The sequence below is a fragment of the Rhizobium indicum genome, assembly GCF_005862305.2.
Lineage (GTDB): Bacteria > Pseudomonadota > Alphaproteobacteria > Rhizobiales > Rhizobiaceae > Rhizobium > Rhizobium indicum.
Window position 1 is genome coordinate 222,091 of the sequence record NZ_CP054021.1, and the last position, 18,011, is coordinate 240,101.

The following is an 18,011-nucleotide window of genomic DNA, read 5'->3' on the forward strand; positions in this document are numbered from 1 at the left end:
CCATGAACCATCGCCTGCTGACCGTGATCGCGCTGCTGCTCGCCGGTCTTTGGGGGGCTGCGCTCGGCTATGTCAATCTCCATGCCGGAAGTGGCCTTCTCGACCGGATGGAGGCCTCGCTTGCCGATATCCGCAGTGCCATCGTCGGGGCGAAGACACCGCCTCCCGTCGTCTCGATCGTCGCGATCGACGACCGTACCGCTAAGGCACACGGCTATCCGCTCGATCGGGCGACACTTGCGCGCCTCGCCAACGCGATCACCGCGTTGAAGCCGAAGGCTCTGGCGATCGACATTCTGCTCGTCGATCCGGGGCCGGAGGCAGGTGATGCGGCGCTGACTGCCGCCCTTCGCCAGGGGCCAAGCGTGATTGCGGCCGCGGCCACTTTTGCGCAAAGCCGCCAGCGGGTCACCGATGTGGCCGGGGATCCGCTTGCCGCCATCCCGGAGGCAAACCAGCTGCTGTTGCCGCTTTCCCGCTTTGCCGAGGCCGCCGCGGTCGGCATCGTCAATGTCGCGACCGACCAGACCGGCACGCCGCGCTTCATCCCGCTGATCTCGCGTGCCGCAGACCGGCTGGATCCGGCTTTTCCGCTGCGTGCCGCGTCGGTGGCGCTCGGCGTCGATCCCACCATCGAACGCGACGCTATCATGCTCGGAAAGCTGCGTATTCCCACAGATATCGGCCAGCGTCTGCCGGTGACCTTCTATGGCGGGCACGGCAGCATAGCCACCTTCAGCGCCGCCGATGCGCTGGATGGCAAGCTTTCGCCGGATGCGGTCGCAGGCCGCATCGTCGTCATCGGTTCGACTGTCACCGGCGGCGGCGACGTCTTCCCGACGCCGTTCGATCCCGTCATGCCCGGCGTCGAGGTGATGTCGACGGCGATCACCCATCTTGTTACCGGTGACGGCATGGTGCGCGACCGAAGGATGCGGCTGATCGATGCCGCCACCGCCATCGGACTGCCGATCGTGCTCGTGTCGCTGGTCGCCTGGCGCCGGAGTGCGGCAGGCTATGTCATCATCGTGCTGACGCTGATCGTCTGGGCGATGCTCAATCTGTCGGCCTTCGCACATGGCTACTGGCTGAGTGCGGCGCTGCCGATCGCCGCAGCGCTGCCGCCGGCGCTGGCTTATGGCGCGGCCGAACTTTGGCTTGACCGCGGCCGCGCCCGTCATTTCGCCGAGCAGAGCGCGCTCCTGCAGCGCATCGAGGCGCCCGGGCTCGGCGAGTGGCTGGCGCGCGATCCGAATTTCCTTGCCGCGCCGGTGCGCCAGAACGCCGCCGTCATCTTCATCGATCTCTCGGGCTTCACGGGCCTCAGCGAAAATGTCGGGCCGGTGGCGGTGAGCGAGATGCTGAGCGGCTTCTTCGAACTGGTCGACGAGGAGGCGCGCGCCCATGGTGGCGCCATCACCAGCTTCATGGGAGACGGGGCGATGATCCTGTTTGGCCTGCCGGAGCCTGCCGATGACGACGCCGCCCGCGCCGCTGCGTGCGCGGTCAGACTCTGCGAGCGCACAAGGGCCTGGCTTCAAGCGCATGCGGGCTTTGCCCAGAAGAAGATTGGCTTCAAGGTCGGCGCCCATTGCGGCCCGATCGTCGCCTCGCGGTTGGGCACCGGCGACCGGCAGCAGATCACGGCGGCAGGCGATACCATCAATGTCGGCAGCCGGCTGATGGAGGTGGCCGCCCGCCACGGCGTCGAGCTGGCGCTGAGCGCCGAAATCGTCCGCGCCGCCGGTCCCGATAGCGTGCTCACGCAGTCCGGCCGGATGGAGGGACCGTTGGAAACGGCGCTGCGCGGCCGGGCAAGCCGCATCGACGCCTGGCTGTGGCGTAGCCGCACGCTTTGACAATCGCCGCGGGAGCGGCTAGGAACGGCGCAAATACCCCGCCGGCTGGCTCCGGCCATGGCGCAGCAACGCGCCTGACAGCTCCGAAAGATCGAACTCATGACAGAATTTAACGGCGTCGTTCCGGCGATCGCCAAGGCGTTGCAGAAGCGTGGTTACGCCGAACTCACCCCGGTGCAGAAGGCGATGCTCGATCCGGCGCTTGCCGCTTCCGACGCGCTGGTCTCGGCCCAGACCGGCTCCGGCAAAACCGTCGCCTTCGGCCTGGCGCTGGCGCCGACGCTGCTCGAAGGCAGGGAGCGCTTCGGCAATGCCGGCGCGCCGCTCGCACTCGTCATTGCCCCGACGCGCGAGCTTGCCCTGCAGGTGAAGCGCGAGCTCGAATGGCTCTTTGAGATGACCGGCGCTGTGATCGTCAGCTGCGTCGGCGGCATGGACATCCGCAGCGAGCGCCGTTCGCTCGAACGCGGCGCCCATATCGTCGTCGGCACGCCCGGCCGGCTTTGCGACCATATCCGCCGCAGGGCGCTCGACATGTCGGAACTGAAGGCCGCCGTACTCGACGAGGCCGACGAGATGCTCGATCTCGGCTTCCGCGAGGACCTCGAATTCATCCTCGATGCGGCGCCGGACGAACGCCGGACGCTGATGTTTTCGGCAACGGTGCCGGCGGCGATTGCCAAGCTTGCCAAGAGCTACCAGCGCGATGCCGTGCGCATCAGCACCGCGGCCGAGGAAAAGCAGCATATCGACATCGAATATCGCGCACTGATGGTCGCCCCGAGCGACCGCGAGAATGCGATCATCAACGTGCTGCGCTATTACGAGGCGACCAATGCCATCGTCTTCTGCTCGACGCGCGCGGCCGTCAATCATCTGACCGCACGCTTCAACAACCGCAATTTCGCCGTCGTGGCGCTTTCCGGCGAGCTGACGCAGAACGAGCGCACCCACGCGCTACAGGCGATGCGCGACGGGCGCGCCCGTGTCTGCATCGCGACCGACGTTGCCGCCCGCGGCATCGACCTGCCGGGGCTCGATCTCGTCATCCATGCCGACCTGCCGACCAATCCGGACACGCTGCTGCACCGCAGCGGCCGAACCGGCCGGGCCGGACGCAAGGGCATCAGCGCCATGATCGTGCCACTGAATGCACGGCGCAAGGCAGAGCGCCTGCTTGAGAATGCCGGAATTTCGGCTGCCTGGGCGCGACCGCCTTCGGCCGAGGAAGTAAGCGAGCGCGACGACGAGCGGCTGCTCGCCGATCCGATCTTCAACGAAACGCCGCAGGAGGAAGAGCAGGGGCTGGTACAGCAGCTTCTCGCCAGCCACGGCGCCGAAAAGCTTGCCGCCGCTTTCTTACGTCTTTACCGCACCAATCATTCGGCGCCGGAGGATCTGATCGAGGTCACCGTGCAGGACGACCGCAGCCGCAAGCGCCGCGACAATGCCGAGCCCTACGAGCCGGCGCAGAAGGGACCGCGCGAAGATTTCGGCGCCAGCGTCTGGTTTTCCGTCTCGGTCGGGCGCAAGCAGAATGCCGAGCCGCGCTGGCTGATCCCGATGCTCTGCCGCAACGGCAATGTGACGAAGCGCGAGATCGGCGCGATCAAGATGCAGCCCGAGGAAACTTTCGTGGAGATCGCCGCGGCGAGTGCCGAAAGCTTCCTGGCGGCGATCGGACCGAACAAGGCGCTCGAACGCGGCATCCGTGTGACCAAGCTTTCCGGCACGCCGGATTTCAGCCGGGCGCCTGCGCCGAAGCCTTATGCCGGCAAGCCATCTCGCGACGAGCGGCCCGATGATTCGTTCCGCAGCGAGCGGCCGAAGAACAAGTTCGGCAAGGGTCCGGGCGGCGGATATGCCGCGGCCGACAATAGCGGCGGGGACAAACGGGATAGCAAGCCCTGGAGCAAGAAGCCGGGCAAACCCCCTTTCGATGGCCCGAAGTCCGACAAGCCGAAATTCGACAAGCCGAAATTCGAAGGTGCTAGGTCCGAAGGCCCCAAATATGAGGGCAAGGGCGGCGCCGCACCGAAGAATAAGTTTTCAAAGAAGAAGCCCGGCTGATTTTACCGGCAGCCCTTCGCTGGTCCAGCGGAGGGCTTTGGGCCGTATCCCTGAGGGAGGCAAGGATGGTGATGGAAACGGCGATCCTCAGCGTCCCGGTTTTCAGTACGCTCTGCAATGAGGCCTTCCGGCTGCGGCGCGCTATTTTCGTCCATGAGCAGAAGGTTCCCGAAGCCGAGGAATTCGATGCCGACGATCTCAACGCCCATCATCTTGTCGCCGTCACGGCGGGCGAAGTCTCCGGCACCCTGCGGGTGATTTATGCCGAGGAAGATGTGAAGATCGGCCGGGTTGCGGTTGCCGGCCAATGGCGCGGCCAAGGCATTGCAGCCGCAATGATCGGGCCAGCGATAGACCTGCATCGCGCTGCCCGCGACAACCGATTCTATCTCACAGCACAGGCGGACAAGCTGCCGCTCTACGAGCGTTTCGGCTTCGTCGCCTATGGCGCGGAATTTCTTGACGGCGGGATACCACATCTTGCGATGAAGAATTACTGAGCATCTGCAAAGCGTCGTTTCAGGCCTGGGATTTCACGTCAAAGGCAAGCGAACTTGAAAGGTCCCGGTAGGCATCGATCTGTTGCTGCAACAGCGCGATTTTCTGTTCCACCATGCCAACAGCATCGGCTCCGGCGATGAACCGGCGAGGTAGCTCCGGATGGTTGACCAGGGTGATCAGCGCTTGGGCGAGTTTTGCGGGATCGCCGCTCTGCTGGCCGCTGGCGGATTTCCAGAATGCCAGGTGTTGGGAGCGTCTTTCGTCGTAGTCGCTGACAGATGACGGAGCATATTGGGTTGATTCGTCAGTCAGCAATTCCGTGCGGAAGAAGCCCGGATTGACGATCATCGTTTCGATCCCAAACGGCGCCACTTCGGGTTGCAGCGATTCCATCCAACCATCGAGGGCAAACTTCGCGGCAGAGTAAGCGCTGCAAAACTCAAAGCCAAGCAGGCTGGCCGTCGATGAGATCGAGATGATCTTGCCGGACCCCTGCCGGCGCATCACCGGCAGGACGGCGCGGGTGACGCTCATGGGGCCGAGGAGACTACTAGCCAGTTGCAGATTGATCTGAGGCGGCGTCAGCTCCTCAAAATAGCCTGAGTAGAAGTTTGCGGCATTGTTGACCAATACGTCGATGCGACCAAAGCGTTCGAGTGCGGCCTTGACGGCAGAGTCGGCGTCGGTCGGCTTGGTTACATCCAACGTGACGACGAGCAGATTTTCCGACTGGCCGATCGCCTTGGCAACGCGCTCCGGATTGCGGCCGGTTGCAACGAGTTTGTCGTCAGCAGCCAGAACCGCCTTTGCGAAATCCAGGCCCATGCCGCGCCCGGCTCCTGTGATCAACCAAACCTTACTCATCGAATTTTCCTTCATGCGAGATTGGGTGCCGATGCTCTATGCGGTGGCCTTCTGCCGCTGCGCTTCGTGATCATCGTTGATGTTGAACCAGCCGGTGGCCGCCTCGATGACGCCCCAGAGTTTGGCTGGAAGGGCAATTTCCGGGATTGTCGTGGTCCTGATCTGGTTCTCGATCAGCTTCTCATTGCCACTGCGTGAAAGTTCGACCCACTCTGGGTTTATCACCAGCCCTTGGCCGACAGCCACAAGCGAAAGGCCCAGATGAAGGGCGCTTTCCGCCTGTCGGGGTGACTTGATCTGGCCAGCGGCGATAACCGGAACGCGCCCTGCTACCCTGGCGGCGATCAGTTCAGCGATAGGACGATCGGCGATGGCTTCGAGTGGTTGGGCCTCGAGTACGTTCGTCAGCGAAGCATGGATGTAGTCGACGCCGCCGTCGATCAGATGCTCGATGAGTTCGTAGGTGTCTTCAATACGAAGGCCGCCTTCTTCAGGTTCTTCGGGCGAGACCCGGTATCCCAGAAGAAACGGGCGCGTCGCGTGTGTGCCTATCACCCGCCTCACGTTGCGGATCACGGCGAGCGGAAACCGCATCCGGTTTTCCGGCGTGCCTCCCCATTCGTCGTCGCGATAATTGTGGAGCGGCGAGTAAAAGTTCTGGATCAGGAAGCCGTGGGCCGCATGCAGTTCGACCCCATCGAAGCCGGCTTCGATAGCGCGGCGGGTTGCTTCGCCGAAAGCAGAAATCACATCAAGGATTTCGTCGTGGCTCAGTGCGCGCGTCGTGCCGCCGCCTGGATTGAAAGGACCGGCTGAAACTTGCAGCGAGCTGGCGCTGACAACGTCTCCGTCCGGGATAAGCGCCGGCACGGCCTTGCTGCCGGCGTGAAAAATTTGAAGAATCGCTGGCGCACCGCCGCTTTTGGCCGCCTCGGCCAGACGCCGGAGGCTTGGTGTGAAGCTGTCATCATAAGAAGCGAATTCGCCCGTGAACCCGATGCCATTGGGCAAGACATGCGTGCAACCCGTTAGAACGAGGCCAACGCCGTTCACCCTGCGTCGATAGTAGGACACTTCCTCATCCGAGACTGTTCCGTCGTCATTGGCTGACCACGTCGTCATCGGAGCCATGACGACCCGGTTTCGAAGCGTGATCCCATTGGCGAAAACGAAGGGTTCAAATAGTGCGGGGGTGGCTTCCATCATCATTCGTCTCTCTTGCATGCCGTTCAAGCGGTTTGTGAAATGACAGGTAGCAATGAAGACAAACTTTGATTAGTTGGTATAATCTGCATGAAGTTAGAAATGAGAGAGATAAATGAGGCACGGTGATTTCAGCGAGCTTGCAGCCTTCATCGCCGTCGCCGAAGCCGGAAGTTTCACGCGAGCCTCCGCCAAGCTGGGACTTTCCCAGTCTGCCGTCAGTTACTCAGTCAGGATGCTGGAGCAGAGGCTGGGGGTGCGGCTAATCTCACGCACCACGCGAAGCTTGTCGCTGACCGATGCCGGAGAGCGTATGCTTCGGAGCCTCCGCCCTGCCTTCGAACACATCGAAAGCGAGATCGCAGCCGTCAGCGCACTTCGTGACAAGCCGGCGGGCACTATCCGCATCACGACGTTTCGATATGCCGCCATGAGCGTGCTTTGGCCTGTCATGACAACATTCTTGGCGGAATACCCGGATATTGAAATGGAGGTCACTCTTGACGAGGGCCTGACGGATATCGTGGCCGGCCGGTTCGACGCCGGTATTCGCATTGGAGAACAGGTTCAAAAAGACATGGTTGCCGTCAGAATCGGCCCTGACCTTCGCATGGCGGTCGTGGGATCGCCGTCCTACTTCCAGAACCGCACAATCCCGATGACGCCCCGCGATCTCGGCGACCACCGGGGTATTAGCTACCGGCAAACCACAGGAGGTGGATTGTATGCCTGGGAGTTCGAGCGCGACAGCGAGGAGCTTGTGGTCAGAATGAACGGGCCGCTCATCATCAACGATAGTTTGATGCTGGAAGCCGCTGCTTTGGATGGGCTCGGGCTTGCCTACACTTTCGAAAGTCAGGTTTCACAATACATTGCAGACGGGCGACTGATCCGAGTCCTCGACGATTGGTGTCAGCCGTTCCCTGGCTATCACCTGTATTACCCAAGCAGACGTCAGCATACGGCCGCGTTTGCGCTCCTCGTCGAGGCGCTTCGTTTCAAAGGCTGACGCTCCTGCCAGGGCTGTCCGGAAGATGGTCGCGATGGGTTGGGGACTGATCTCAATTGCGCGATTGCCGATAGATGTGAGGTCCTGCCTGCCCTGATTGCTGAGCCGCGCTGTCATCGCTGACCGCAGTCATAGCGCCATTATTGTCAAGACGCCACGCAACAGGAACATCGCGGCCCTGTGCGGCCCGCTGCATTCAGCGGCACACAGGACCGGGGCAGGCTCTCGTCCGAGCCAGGTTCTAAGCGAGGTTGAAAGGCATCTGTCGGACTGGCTTGCCCGTCAAGCGCGAGATGGCATTGGCAAATGCCGGCGCCAAAGGCGGCAGGCCGGGTTCGCCCATGCCTGTCGGCGCATCCGCGCTTGGTACGATGTTGACGTCGAACTCCGGCACATCCGTGATCCTTGCCACGGTGAATTCGCTGAAGTTGCCTTGCTCCACAACACCGTCCTTGAGCGTGATTTCTGAGCCGGCAAGGCATGTCGACAAGCCCATGATCGCCGCGCCCTGGACCTGCGCTTCCACGGTCCGAGGGTTGACGGCCAGATTACAGTGCACCCCCGCCGTAACCCGATGCAGCTTAGGCTGCCCGTCGACTACGGAGGCTTCCACCACGTAGGCCACCACGGATGAAAAGGATTCGTGCACGGCCACACCCCAGGCCCGGCCTTCTGCCAATGCCCTACTGCCGTAACCGCTCTTGTCTACGGCGAGCTGCAGTGCATCGCGATGACGAGGATGCTCGTTGCCAAACATCTTCATGCGATATGCGACCGGGTCTTGGTCGGTGGCTCGCGCTATATCGTCAAGCAAGGTCTCCATCACGAAAGCCGTATGGGTGGAGCCAACGCTGCGCCACCACAGAACCGGCACGTTGGCAACAGGATGATGCACTGTCAGGCGCATGGGAAGCGGATAGGGGCTTCGCATCCCCTCGGTCGTGGCGGCATCGATGCCGTCCTTCACCTGGAACTTCTCGAACACGGTTCCCGTCAGTATGGACTGGCCGACGATGGTGTGGTCCCAGGCCAGCACATTGCCCTCTTTGTCGAAGCCGATGCGAGCGCGGTGAAGATGCGTTGGACGGTAGTAGCCGCCCCTCATATCGTCCTCGCGGCTCCAGAGCGTTCGCACTGGCGCGTTCAGCCCCGCCGCCCTGGCGGCTTTGGCTATCTGGCAGGCCTCCATTGCCGTGTCGCTGCTGCTGGAAAAGCGCCGGCCGAAGCCACCACCCGATGTTTGCACGTTCACCACGACCTGTTCCGGCTTGAGGCCGAGCACGTTTGCTGCAACGCCGGCATCGAGCCCTGCACTTTGGCTCCCCATCCAGATCTCGGCACGATCGTCGGAAAGCCGAACCGTACAGTTCAGCGGTTCCATCGCCGCGTGGGCGAGATACGGGAACACAAACTCGGCTTCCAGACTCAAGGGTGCGGCTTCCAATGGCGCCATGTCGGCATCGAACTGGCGCGGGCCGGGGCGATTGGCGATCTCGCGAAACTGGGCAAGTTGCTTTTCACTATCGACCTTTTCGACAGCCGATGTGTCCCACTCCACCTTAAGGGCGTTGCGACCCTGAGACGCCTGCCAATATCCGTCGGCCACCACGGCCACACCCTCAGCACCGCGATCCAGCGGTACACGCAAAACAGCTTTCACGCCCTTTACTGAACGTGCTGCGCTGTCGTCCAGGGAGGCTATCTTGGCTCCGAAGACCGGAGGGCGAGCCACCACGGCTGTCAATTGTCCCGGCAGCTTGAAGTCGATGCCAAAACTCTGTTGGCCGCTGCTCTTGGCTTGTGCGTCCAGACGCTGGGTGGGCTGGCCGATGATGCGGAAATCCTTCGGGTCCTTCAACGCTATTTTCTGAGGCACGGGCAGGGCCATGGCCGCTTCGGAAAGTTCTCCATAACCGAGCTTGCGGCCATCGGGAGCCAGAACCACTCCGGCCTCGGTTCTCAGCGCGGAAACATCGACGTTCCAGCGGTCCGCCGCGGCCGCAAGTAGCATGGCGCGGACGCGGGCACCCAGCTCGCGATACTGCGTAAAGCTGTTCTTGATGGTGTTCGAACCGCCGGTAAGGTGCATGCCGAAGAGCGGATCAACATAAGCCATGTCATTGGTGCCGAGCTGGCTGCGTACTAAATTCCAGTCCGCGTCGAGTTCTTCGGCAAGGATCATCGGCAATGCCGTTTGGACGCCTTGACCGAACTCCAGGCGGTTGATTGTGACCATAACCTCGCCATTTGGCGCAATTTGAACAAATGCGGAAGGCTGCTCGGTCGGCTTCAGAGCGATGGGCGCCTCACCCGCGTCGGTGGACTGGGCGGCGGCCAGATGGGGGAAAATGCCGACAGCCAAACCGAGGGTCCCCGTCAGCTTTAGAAAGCTGCGGCGTGGCAACGCCTGGACCGATGTTGAACGGCCTCGTTCCAGCATGTGCTGCAGCGCACGCGGTAATTCGCTATAATCCATGTTCGGCAACATATGGCGTCTCCTTCAGACAAGATTGCTGGCAGCATCGGCTATGGCGGCGCGGATACGGGTATAAGTTCCGCAACGACAAATATTGCCTTCCATTGCCGTATCTATCTCCGAGGCGGTCGGCTGCGAGCCGGAGGGCAGGGATGCCAGGAACGCCGTGGCGCTCATGATCTGACCGCTCTGACAATAACCGCACTGCGCTACATCGTGCTTGACCCAAGCTGCGCTTACAGCGGCGCCGACGCGGTCGCTGCCGTCGGTCGCTTTTTCAATGGTGGTGATATTCAGGCCCTCGGCAGCGGAAAGAGGGGTGCTGCAGGAACGGACGGCCTCACCATCCAGATGTATCGTGCACGCGCCGCAAAGCGCGGCGCCGCAGCCGAACTTGGTCCCGGTCATGCCGAGCGTGTCGCGCAGGACCCAAAGGATGGGTGTCTCCGGGTCGGCATCGACCTCGTGCTGATTACCGTTGATATTCAGTGTGATCATGACTGGTCGGTTCTCCGATGTTTCATAATGTATGTGCTCGTTGCCGATCTCTAAGGAGAGCGACGGCGACGGGAGTGCCGCCAGCAACCTCCAGGATGATGAGACGCCGTCGACCAAGAGCCTGCTCTCCGCGGCAACGTTAGCTCGTCCGGCGGCGCCAAATTAGTTGGCAAAACCTGCACGACGTTAGAAAGGCGGCTTCTGAATACGAGGCAAAAGCACGAGCAGACCCGTCAACCCAAGACCGGTCAGCGATGATCAGCCGCGTTGGGTGCCCATCAATCGCCGGCTTGCTCAGCCAAGAGGTTCGCCGCTATTCCGACAGGGACTTCAGGTAAGCGATGATGTTTAGCCGATCCTCAGGCTTGGGTACGCCCACGGTCATCGTGGTGGTCGGTACAACTTCGCGAGGCGCTGCTAGAAATCGGTCCAACGTCGCCTCGTCCCATACCAATCCCGATGCCTTCATGGCCGCCGAATAGCGGACGCCTTCCGCAGCGCCGGCCGCGCGCCCGACAACGCCACCGAGCCCCGGCCCAACCTTTTTCTGATCCGTGGTCGAATGACAGGCGGAACAGCGCTGAAACGCTTTTTGTCCCAAGGCGACATCTCCCTCCGCTGCCGCAGGAGCCGTCGCCGACACAAGGATCAAGGTGGAGACCACAACAGAAGCGAAAATTTTTGTCATGCGTGTTCTTCCCGAATACAGGCTGTCGAAGCCCTGAAAGGACAGTGGAGTAGCGCGCGCCAGCACCGTGCTGGCAGGCCGCGCTAAAGACCTAGACCCAAGACACGCCTCATCTTCGCCGGACATGGCATCGCACTGGAGACGGCGGTCGGTTGGGGACGTTACCTCGCCTCTGCATGGAGCATTAGGCGGTACTATCTGCATGATGTTAGAAATGAGGTTCATAAATGCCCGAGAGCCAACGATCGTCGACGAAGGGTGTCTGCCGCAGCATGCAATCAGTGAAGCTTAAGCTTCCCTCGGAGAGGTTCTGAAGACATCGGTTGCAGCGCGGAAGTTCGCCTATTTAGAAACGGCATTCATAACTTCATGCGAGCTACGACGGCTAATCGTGCCGTTCGGTCTCCGCTATCGCTCTTCACTGCCCATAGTGGAGTCTTCCACCCAGAAACCGAGGCTCGCAAGACGGTCTCGCTTCAACGGCCTGTGTTGCGTTCTTGAATGGCATATGGCACGCCTCATCACGAATAGCGGCTCAGTTCCTTGCGAAAAGCCTGGCTCGTCTTCATTATTTCACCTAAATCGTGGCGTGCATAAATGGCGGGGAATTCCACAACGGCGGCCTGCTCTTGCTATTAAAAACGATACGCCGTTACAGCGCCGGCAGGAGCAGACGACGATGAAACGCCCCGGCATGTCGCAACCCGATCCGGCCGCCTTCATCAAGGCCAACCTGCCGATATCACCTGTTCCCTCCATCCCCGAGATCCGGCTTCATACGGCAGGACCTGCGAGCGGGCTCTGGCGGCTTGCCGGCCGCGGAGAGGCCGATCCGCCGCCTTACTGGGCCTATCCCTGGGCCGGCGGCGCGGTGCTTGCCCGCCATCTGCTCGACCAGCCGGAAACGGTCGCCGGCCGCCGTGTCCTCGATCTCGGCGCCGGCTCCGGGCTCGTCGCCATCGCGGCGGCGAAGGCCGGAGCAGCCAAGGTGACGGCGGTCGACATCGATGCCAATGCAATTGCCGCGATCGGGCTCAACGCAGCGATCAACGGTGTGAACATCGTGGCCTGGGCCGCCGATATCATCGAGGCGCCGCCACCCGCGACCGACCTTCTCGTGGTCGGCGATCTGTTCTACGATCCCTCGCTTGCCCTGCGAGTAATGGCCTTCCTCCGGCGTTGCCAGGCGTGCGGCATCGAGGTGCTGATCGGCGATCCCGAGCGGGCCTACCTGCCGGAGGGAGAACTCAACCGAATCGCCACCCATGCGGTTGCGGATTTCGGCGGAGGCAGCGGCGGCGGGGCGGTGCCGGCGGGCGTCTTTGCGCTCTTCGGCTACGGCTGAAAGGCTGAGATTATGCCAAGAGATCCGGCCGCAACAGCATGACCGGGCAGGGCGCTCCGGCCGGCAATTCCCCCGCATGCGGCGGGCGGATGACGAGGCAGTCGGCTGCAGCGAAGACCTTCATCATCGAGGAATCCTGCTTGCCGAAGGGTTCGGCGAGCCAGTGGCCGGCAGCGGATTTCGAAAGTTTCGCCCGGATATAGTCCTGCCGGTGGTCATTGGCGCGCAGTGTGACGGCCGCCTCCACCGTTACCTCGCGCTGCACCGGCGGCAGGGAGGCAAGCTTGCGGATCAGCGGCTCCAGGAAGAGCAGCGAACAGACGAGGCTGGAGACCGGATTGCCGGGCAGGCCGAGTACATGCGTCTCGCCGAAGCTGCCGACCATCAGCGGTTTGCCAGGGCGCATGGCGATGCGCCAGAAATCGAGCTGCATGCCGGCCTCGATCAGCGTGGCCTGCACCAGATCATGGTCGCCGACCGAAGCGCCGCCGAGCGTGACGATCACATCGACCTTGGCGTCCCGCGCTGTGTCGATCGCCGCGCTGATCTTGGCCTGATCGTCAGGCACGATGCCGAGATCGAGCACATCGGCGCCGGCTTTGCGGGCAAGGGCTGCAATACCGAACGTATTGGATGCGATGATCTGCGAAGGGCCGGGCGTGCTTCCGGGCGGCAGCAGTTCGTCGCCTGTTGCGAGGATGGCGATCAGCGGGCGACGCAGCACCTCGACATCAGGCCGGTTCATGCCGGCAGCAACCGTCAGCCGCGAGAAATCGAGCACGGTGCCAGCAGACAGCACGGCTTCGCCTTCCGCGAAATCCTGGCCGCGCGGACGCACATGCTGGCCATGCCGGACAGGGAAATTGGTTCTGATGCCGCCCTCGATCTTCTCGGCATCCTCCTGCAGCAGGACGCTATCGGCGCCTGGCGGAACCGGCGCGCCGGTGAAAATACGGACGGCTTCACCCTGGCCGACGCTTCCCTCGAAGCCGTGGCCGGCGGATGACATGCCGATGACCTTCAGCTCGGCGCCCGGTTCCGGCGCGTCTTCGCGGCGTAACGCATAGCCATCCATGGCGGAAGCATTGAAGGGCGGCTGGGTCAGGCCGGCGGTCAGATCGACGGCCAGGACGCGGCCCTCGGCCTCGGCAAGCGGCAGCGTCTCGGACGCAGCAATGGGCTTTGCGCGGGAGAGCAAGCGGTTCAGGGCCTCGGCGACCGGGAGAAGGTTCATCTTGCCTCCGGATGACGGAAATCGCCGGATTTTCCGCCGGACTTTTCAAGGAGCCGGATGCCACCGATCTCCATTGCCTTATCGGCCGCCTTGGCCATGTCGTAAATGGTCAGACAAGCGACCGAGACGGCAGTCAGCGCCTCCATCTCCACACCGGTCTTGCCGGTCAGCTTGGCGGTCGCCGTAACGCGCAGGCCGGGCAGGGCGGCATCTTCCTCAATCTCGACCGTGACCTTCGTCAGCATCAGAGGATGGCAGAGCGGAATGAGATCGGCGGTGCGTTTTGCCGCCATGATGCCGGCTAGGCGCGCCGTGCCGATCACATCGCCCTTCTTGGCATTGCCTTGGCGGATGAGAGCGAGCGTTTCCGGCGCCATCTTCACATGGCCCTCGGCAGTGGCGATGCGCACCGTCTCGGCCTTGTCGGAGACATCGACCATATGCGCCTCGCCGGAGACACCGATATGCGTGAGGCCTGGCTTTTGGCCGCTCATATCATTCGGCCGCGATGGCGGCTTCGCCAAAGAGCAGCGCGCGGGTGGCGGCGACGACGTCCTCCTTGCGCATCAGGCTTTCGCCGACAAGGAAGGTATTGATGTCGACGGCCTGCAGGCGCTTGCAATCGGCATGGGTGAAGATGCCGCTTTCGCCAACCAGGAGCCGGTCATCAGGCACCATAGGGGCGAGCGCCTCACTGACGGTGAGGCTGACCTCGAAGGTGCGCAGATTGCGGTTGTTGATGCCGATGAGCGGCGAGGAGAGTTTTAGCGCCCGCTCCATCTCCTCGGCGTCGTGGACTTCGACCAGAACGTCCATGCCGAGGGCGAAGGCCTCGTCCTGCAGGCGTTCGGCCTCGTCGTCGGACAGCGAGGCCATGATCAGCAGGATGCAGTCGGCGCCCCAGGCGCGGGCCTCGTGCACCTGATAGGTCTCGAACATGAAATCCTTGCGCAGCGCCGGCAGCGTGCAGGCAGCGCGGGCGGCGGTCAGAAATTCCGGCGCCCCCTGGAAGCTCGGCCTGTCAGTCAGCACCGAAAGGCAGGCGGCACCGCCGGCCTCATAGGCGCTCGCCAGCGACGGCGGATCGAAATCCGGGCGAATGAGGCCCTTCGAGGGGCTCGCCTTCTTGATTTCGGCAATCAGGCCGAAGCGGCCGGCATCACGCTTGGCAATGAGCGCCTTGTGGAAGCCGCGCGGGTCGGACTGACCGGCCTGCATCGCCTTCAGATCGGCAAGCGACACGGCCGCCTTGGCAGCGGCGATCTCCTCGCGCTTGTAGAGTTCGATCTTCTTCAGGATATCGGTCATCGAACAATCCTAGTCGATATCGTTGGAAACGGCGATGAGTTTGTCGAGGGCGAGCGCGGTCGCACCGCTATCCAGCGACTGCGTGGCCAGCGTCATGCCGTCGCGGATCGTCTCGACCTTGCCGGCGATGACGAGCGAGGCGGCGGCATTGGCGAGCGAGACATCGCGATAGGCATTCCTGGCGCCGCCGAGCACTTCGCGAAGCGCTGCGGCGTTGGCGACACCATCACCGCCCTTGATGTCGGCGAGCACGCAAGGGCTGACGCCGAAATCGGCGGGCGAGAGCTCGAAGGTACGGATCTTGCCGTCCTCGAGTGCCGCGACTTTTGTGATGCCGGTGGTGGTGATCTCGTCGAGGCCATCGCCATGGACCACCCAGACGCATTCGGAGCCAAGATCGCGCATGACTTCGGCAAGCGGCACCAGCCATTGCGGCGAGAAGACGCCGAGCAGCTGGCGACGGACACCGGCCGGACTGGAGAGCGGCCCAAGAAGGTTGAAGATCGTCCGCGTGCCGAGCTCGACCCTGGAGGGGCCGACATGGCGCATGGCGGAATGATGCAGCTGCGCGAACATGAAGCCGACGCCGGCTTCGGCGATGCAGCGGGAAATGATCTCGGGTCCGACATCGAGCTTGACGCCGAGTGCCGCCAGATTGTCGGCCGCGCCCGATTTGGAACTCAGCGCCCGGTTGCCGTGTTTGGCAACGGGGACCCCGGCGCCGGCGACGATCAGCGCCGCCAGCGTCGAGATATTGTAGGTGCCGCTGGCATCGCCGCCGGTGCCGACGATGTCGATCGCATCGGCCGGCGCCTCGACGGTCAGCATCTTCGAGCGCATCGCGGTGACCGCGCCGACGATCTCATCGACGGTTTCGCCGCGCACGCGCAGCGCCATCAGGAAGCCGCCGATCTGCGAGGGCGTCGCCTGGCCCGACATCAGGATGTCGAAGGCGGCGCGCGCCTCGTCACGCGTCAGCGGCTCGCGGCTTGCGGCCTTGGCCAGGAACGGCTTCAGATCGGTCATAAAATCTCCTAGCGGACCGTCGCCTTTTCAGCGAGCGTCTGGTTGATCTGAGCGCCATACTGCGTCTGCAGCAGGTTGACCATCTGATCGAGAATATCGTCGCCGGCGGCATTGGCCATGGCAGTGATCTGGGCATCGCGATTGTTCAGCACGTCGCCGGTCGGCTGGGTGTTGACCTCGGTGACCTTCAGCAGGATCTGCGTCGAGGGATCGGCGCCGACAGCGCTGGCGACCGTGTCGACCGGGCCGGAGAAGGCGGCGGTGACGCCAGCGCGGCCGAGGACCGCATCATCGGTGGCGCGGGTGACACCGCTCTTGCTTTCGACGGCAATACCGAGCGGCGTCGCGATATCGGCAAGGGCCGTGCCTTTCTTCGCCTCGGCCTTCAATGCGTCGGCCTTCTTGGCGAGCTCGGCCTTCTGCTGTTCCGCCGTCCAGTCCTCGACGGCCTTTTCGCGCACTTCGGCGACCGGGCGGTCGCGGTCCGGCGTGATTTCGCGGACGTTGAACCAGACATAGCCGTCATTGCCGATCGGCAGCGGCGGCGCATCGACGCCGACCTCGGTCTTGAAGGCTTCGCCGAGCAGCTGCTGCTTGGCTGGGATATCCTTGACCTCTTTGCCGTCCTTGTCGGCGCCGGTCATATCGACGGCATCGACGGCCACGGCGGTGAGCTTCAGCTGGCCGGCAATATCCTCGAGCGTCGAACCGCCCGCGCGCAGATCCTCGATGCGATCGTGAACGTTGATCACTTCCTGAGAGGCGTTGGAGAGCGCCAGCTGCTTGCGGATATCCTCCTTCACCTCGTCGAAATTCTTCGTCGTTTCCGGCTTGATGTTGGTGACGCGCAGGATGACGGGGCCGAAGGAGCCATCGACGACAGGCGTCGTGCCGCCATCGCGCGAAACCGTAAAGGCCGCATCGGCAACGGCCTGGTCGGGAACCTTGTCCTTGGTGAACTCACCGAGAAGCACATCGCTTGCCGTCTTGCCCTGGTCGGAGACCAGCTGATCGAAGCTGGTGCCGCTCTTCAGCGCCGTTTCGGCGGCAGCGGCGAGATCCTTGCTGGCGAAGGTCAGCTGTTCGATGGTGCGGCTTTCCGGCGTGCGATAAGTATCCTTGCTCTTGTCGAAGGCTTCGTGGATCTGGTCGTCGGTGACGGTCGCGGCATCGGCAATATCGCCAGGCTGCAGCTTGAGATAGACGAGCTTGCGGTATTCGGGTGCCCGGTAGCGCTGCTTGACACCTTCGAACCACGTCGCCAGCACGTCGTCGGCAGGCGCCTTGATCGGCTCGATATTGGCATTGGTGAGCAGCAGGTATTCGACGCTTCGGCTTTCGTCACCATAGAGCTTCAGGGCGTCGACCAGCGTCTTCGGTGCGGTGAAGCCGTTGGAGATGGCATCGACCACCTGGCTGCGGACAGCAACCTTGCTGCGCTCCTTGATGTAATCGTCCTGGCGGATACCGGCATTTTGCAGGCGCGAGATGAAGAGCTCGCGGTCGAACCGGCCATTGACGGCCTTGAAAGCCGGATCGTCAGCGATAAGCTGGGCAAGGCGATCTTCGGAAAGGCCGAGGTTCATGTCTTCGGCGAGCTGGTCGAGCGAGGCGCCGGCGACGAGTTGGGCGAGCACCTGCTGCTCGACGCCGAAGGCGCGGGCCTGCTCGGGGGTGAGGCGCGTGCCGAACTGCTGGCTGAGGCTTGCCACCTGGCGTTGATAGGCGAGGTGGAATTCGTTGACGTCCACATGCTGATCGCCGACGGTCACGACCGTGGTGCTGTTGCCGCCTGACAGCAGCTCATGCGACACGCCCCAGACGCCGAAGGACGCGACGAGCAGAAGCAGGAGGAGCTTGGCAACCCAGGTCTGAGCAGCTCTTCTCAGGATATGGAACATAGAAACGCAAACCTCGCAGTATCATTGAC

15 protein-coding genes are annotated in these 18,011 nt (G+C 62.8%); 5 read left to right on the forward strand and 10 right to left on the reverse strand.

Annotated features, from left to right (window positions below; all coding sequences use genetic code 11):
• The first annotated feature begins 2 nt into the window (after nucleotides 1-2).
• From FFM53_RS01055 to FFM53_RS01065, 3 genes are all read left to right on the forward strand, one after another.
• Nucleotides 3-1,859, forward strand: a complete 1,857-nt coding sequence (locus FFM53_RS01055) for a CHASE2 domain-containing protein (RefSeq protein ID WP_138389135.1) — start codon at nucleotides 3-5, stop codon at nucleotides 1,857-1,859.
• 99 nt (nucleotides 1,860-1,958) lie between these two features.
• Nucleotides 1,959-3,929, forward strand: a complete 1,971-nt coding sequence (locus tag FFM53_RS01060) for a DEAD/DEAH box helicase (protein WP_138389136.1) — start codon at nucleotides 1,959-1,961, stop codon at nucleotides 3,927-3,929.
• A 65-nt stretch (nucleotides 3,930-3,994) separates the two neighbouring features.
• On the forward strand, nucleotides 3,995-4,429 hold the full coding sequence (locus FFM53_RS01065; protein ID WP_138329395.1) for a GNAT family N-acetyltransferase: 435 nt from the start codon (nucleotides 3,995-3,997) through the stop codon (nucleotides 4,427-4,429).
• A gap of 19 nt (nucleotides 4,430-4,448) precedes the next feature.
• Here FFM53_RS01065 and FFM53_RS01070 read toward each other — a convergent pair whose 3' ends face one another.
• Nucleotides 4,449-5,294, reverse strand: a complete 846-nt coding sequence (locus tag FFM53_RS01070; RefSeq protein ID WP_138389137.1) for an SDR family oxidoreductase — start codon at nucleotides 5,292-5,294, stop codon at nucleotides 4,449-4,451.
• Between the two features lie 36 nt (nucleotides 5,295-5,330).
• Nucleotides 5,331-6,503, reverse strand: a complete 1,173-nt coding sequence (locus FFM53_RS01075; protein WP_138329397.1) for an NADH-dependent flavin oxidoreductase — start codon at nucleotides 6,501-6,503, stop codon at nucleotides 5,331-5,333.
• A gap of 109 nt (nucleotides 6,504-6,612) precedes the next feature.
• On the opposite strand from FFM53_RS01075, the gene FFM53_RS01080 reads away from it, so the two are divergent.
• A complete protein-coding gene (locus FFM53_RS01080; RefSeq protein WP_138389138.1) occupies nucleotides 6,613-7,506 on the forward strand; it encodes a LysR family transcriptional regulator in 894 nt (297 codons plus the stop codon).
• 241 nt (nucleotides 7,507-7,747) lie between these two features.
• On the opposite strand, the gene FFM53_RS01085 is transcribed toward FFM53_RS01080, so the two are convergent.
• The 3 genes from FFM53_RS01085 to FFM53_RS01095 form a co-directional block, all read right to left on the reverse strand.
• Nucleotides 7,748-9,994 carry a xanthine dehydrogenase family protein molybdopterin-binding subunit gene (locus FFM53_RS01085; protein ID WP_138389139.1) on the reverse strand — a complete coding sequence of 749 codons (2,247 nt, stop codon included), beginning with the start codon at nucleotides 9,992-9,994 and terminating at the stop codon, nucleotides 7,748-7,750.
• 12 nt (nucleotides 9,995-10,006) lie between these two features.
• Nucleotides 10,007-10,480: a (2Fe-2S)-binding protein gene (locus FFM53_RS01090; protein ID WP_138330041.1), complete on the reverse strand. Its 474-nt coding sequence runs from the start codon at nucleotides 10,478-10,480 to the stop codon at nucleotides 10,007-10,009.
• A gap of 313 nt (nucleotides 10,481-10,793) precedes the next feature.
• Nucleotides 10,794-11,168 carry a c-type cytochrome gene (locus FFM53_RS01095; RefSeq protein ID WP_138389140.1) on the reverse strand — a complete coding sequence of 125 codons (375 nt, stop codon included), beginning with the start codon at nucleotides 11,166-11,168 and terminating at the stop codon, nucleotides 10,794-10,796.
• 679 nt (nucleotides 11,169-11,847) lie between these two features.
• Between FFM53_RS01095 and FFM53_RS01100 the strand changes: the two genes are divergently transcribed.
• Complete coding sequence (locus tag FFM53_RS01100; protein ID WP_138389141.1) at nucleotides 11,848-12,513, forward strand: class I SAM-dependent methyltransferase; 666 nt, start codon at nucleotides 11,848-11,850, stop codon at nucleotides 12,511-12,513.
• A 10-nt stretch (nucleotides 12,514-12,523) separates the two neighbouring features.
• On the opposite strand, the gene FFM53_RS01105 is transcribed toward FFM53_RS01100, so the two are convergent.
• Genes FFM53_RS01105 through FFM53_RS01125 form a run of 5 tightly spaced genes read right to left on the reverse strand, consistent with a single transcriptional unit; the run spans nucleotide 12,524 to nucleotide 17,982 of the window.
• Nucleotides 12,524-13,747, reverse strand: a complete 1,224-nt coding sequence (locus FFM53_RS01105; protein WP_138389142.1) for a molybdopterin molybdotransferase MoeA — start codon at nucleotides 13,745-13,747, stop codon at nucleotides 12,524-12,526.
• A complete protein-coding gene (moaC, locus tag FFM53_RS01110; protein ID WP_138389143.1) occupies nucleotides 13,744-14,241 on the reverse strand; it encodes a cyclic pyranopterin monophosphate synthase MoaC in 498 nt (165 codons plus the stop codon). Before moaC ends, FFM53_RS01105 begins: the two co-directional genes overlap by 4 nt.
• A 1-nt stretch (nucleotide 14,242) precedes the next feature.
• Entirely contained in the window at nucleotides 14,243-15,055 is an 813-nt protein-coding gene (gene trpC, locus FFM53_RS01115; protein ID WP_138389144.1) for an indole-3-glycerol phosphate synthase TrpC, read from the reverse strand.
• A 9-nt stretch (nucleotides 15,056-15,064) separates the two neighbouring features.
• Nucleotides 15,065-16,081: an anthranilate phosphoribosyltransferase gene (gene trpD, locus FFM53_RS01120; RefSeq protein ID WP_138389145.1), complete on the reverse strand. Its 1,017-nt coding sequence runs from the start codon at nucleotides 16,079-16,081 to the stop codon at nucleotides 15,065-15,067.
• A gap of 8 nt (nucleotides 16,082-16,089) precedes the next feature.
• Nucleotides 16,090-17,982, reverse strand: coding sequence for a peptidylprolyl isomerase (locus FFM53_RS01125; protein ID WP_138389146.1), 1,893 nt, complete (start codon nucleotides 17,980-17,982; stop codon nucleotides 16,090-16,092).
• Between the last annotated feature and the right edge of the window lie 29 nt (nucleotides 17,983-18,011).

Coding starts and splice junctions, on each gene's coding strand:
- FFM53_RS01060 (WP_138389136.1), top strand. CDS start 1,959: ATGACAGAATTTAACGGCGTCGTTCCGGCGATCGCCAAGGCGTTGCAG.
- FFM53_RS01080 (WP_138389138.1), top strand. CDS start 6,613: ATGAGGCACGGTGATTTCAGCGAGCTTGCAGCCTTCATCGCCGTCGCC.
- moaC (WP_138389143.1), bottom strand. CDS start 14,241: ATGAGCGGCCAAAAGCCAGGCCTCACGCATATCGGTGTCTCCGGCGAG.
- FFM53_RS01085 (WP_138389139.1), bottom strand. CDS start 9,994: ATGTTGCCGAACATGGATTATAGCGAATTACCGCGTGCGCTGCAGCAC.
- FFM53_RS01125 (WP_138389146.1), bottom strand. CDS start 17,982: ATGTTCCATATCCTGAGAAGAGCTGCTCAGACCTGGGTTGCCAAGCTC.
- FFM53_RS01095 (WP_138389140.1), bottom strand. CDS start 11,168: ATGACAAAAATTTTCGCTTCTGTTGTGGTCTCCACCTTGATCCTTGTG.
- FFM53_RS01065 (WP_138329395.1), top strand. CDS start 3,995: ATGGTGATGGAAACGGCGATCCTCAGCGTCCCGGTTTTCAGTACGCTC.
- FFM53_RS01100 (WP_138389141.1), top strand. CDS start 11,848: ATGAAACGCCCCGGCATGTCGCAACCCGATCCGGCCGCCTTCATCAAG.
- FFM53_RS01090 (WP_138330041.1), bottom strand. CDS start 10,480: ATGATCACACTGAATATCAACGGTAATCAGCACGAGGTCGATGCCGAC.
- FFM53_RS01055 (WP_138389135.1), top strand. CDS start 3: ATGAACCATCGCCTGCTGACCGTGATCGCGCTGCTGCTCGCCGGTCTT.
- FFM53_RS01105 (WP_138389142.1), bottom strand. CDS start 13,747: ATGAACCTTCTCCCGGTCGCCGAGGCCCTGAACCGCTTGCTCTCCCGC.
- trpD (WP_138389145.1), bottom strand. CDS start 16,081: ATGACCGATCTGAAGCCGTTCCTGGCCAAGGCCGCAAGCCGCGAGCCG.
- FFM53_RS01075 (WP_138329397.1), bottom strand. CDS start 6,503: ATGATGATGGAAGCCACCCCCGCACTATTTGAACCCTTCGTTTTCGCC.
- FFM53_RS01070 (WP_138389137.1), bottom strand. CDS start 5,294: ATGAGTAAGGTTTGGTTGATCACAGGAGCCGGGCGCGGCATGGGCCTG.
- trpC (WP_138389144.1), bottom strand. CDS start 15,055: ATGACCGATATCCTGAAGAAGATCGAACTCTACAAGCGCGAGGAGATC.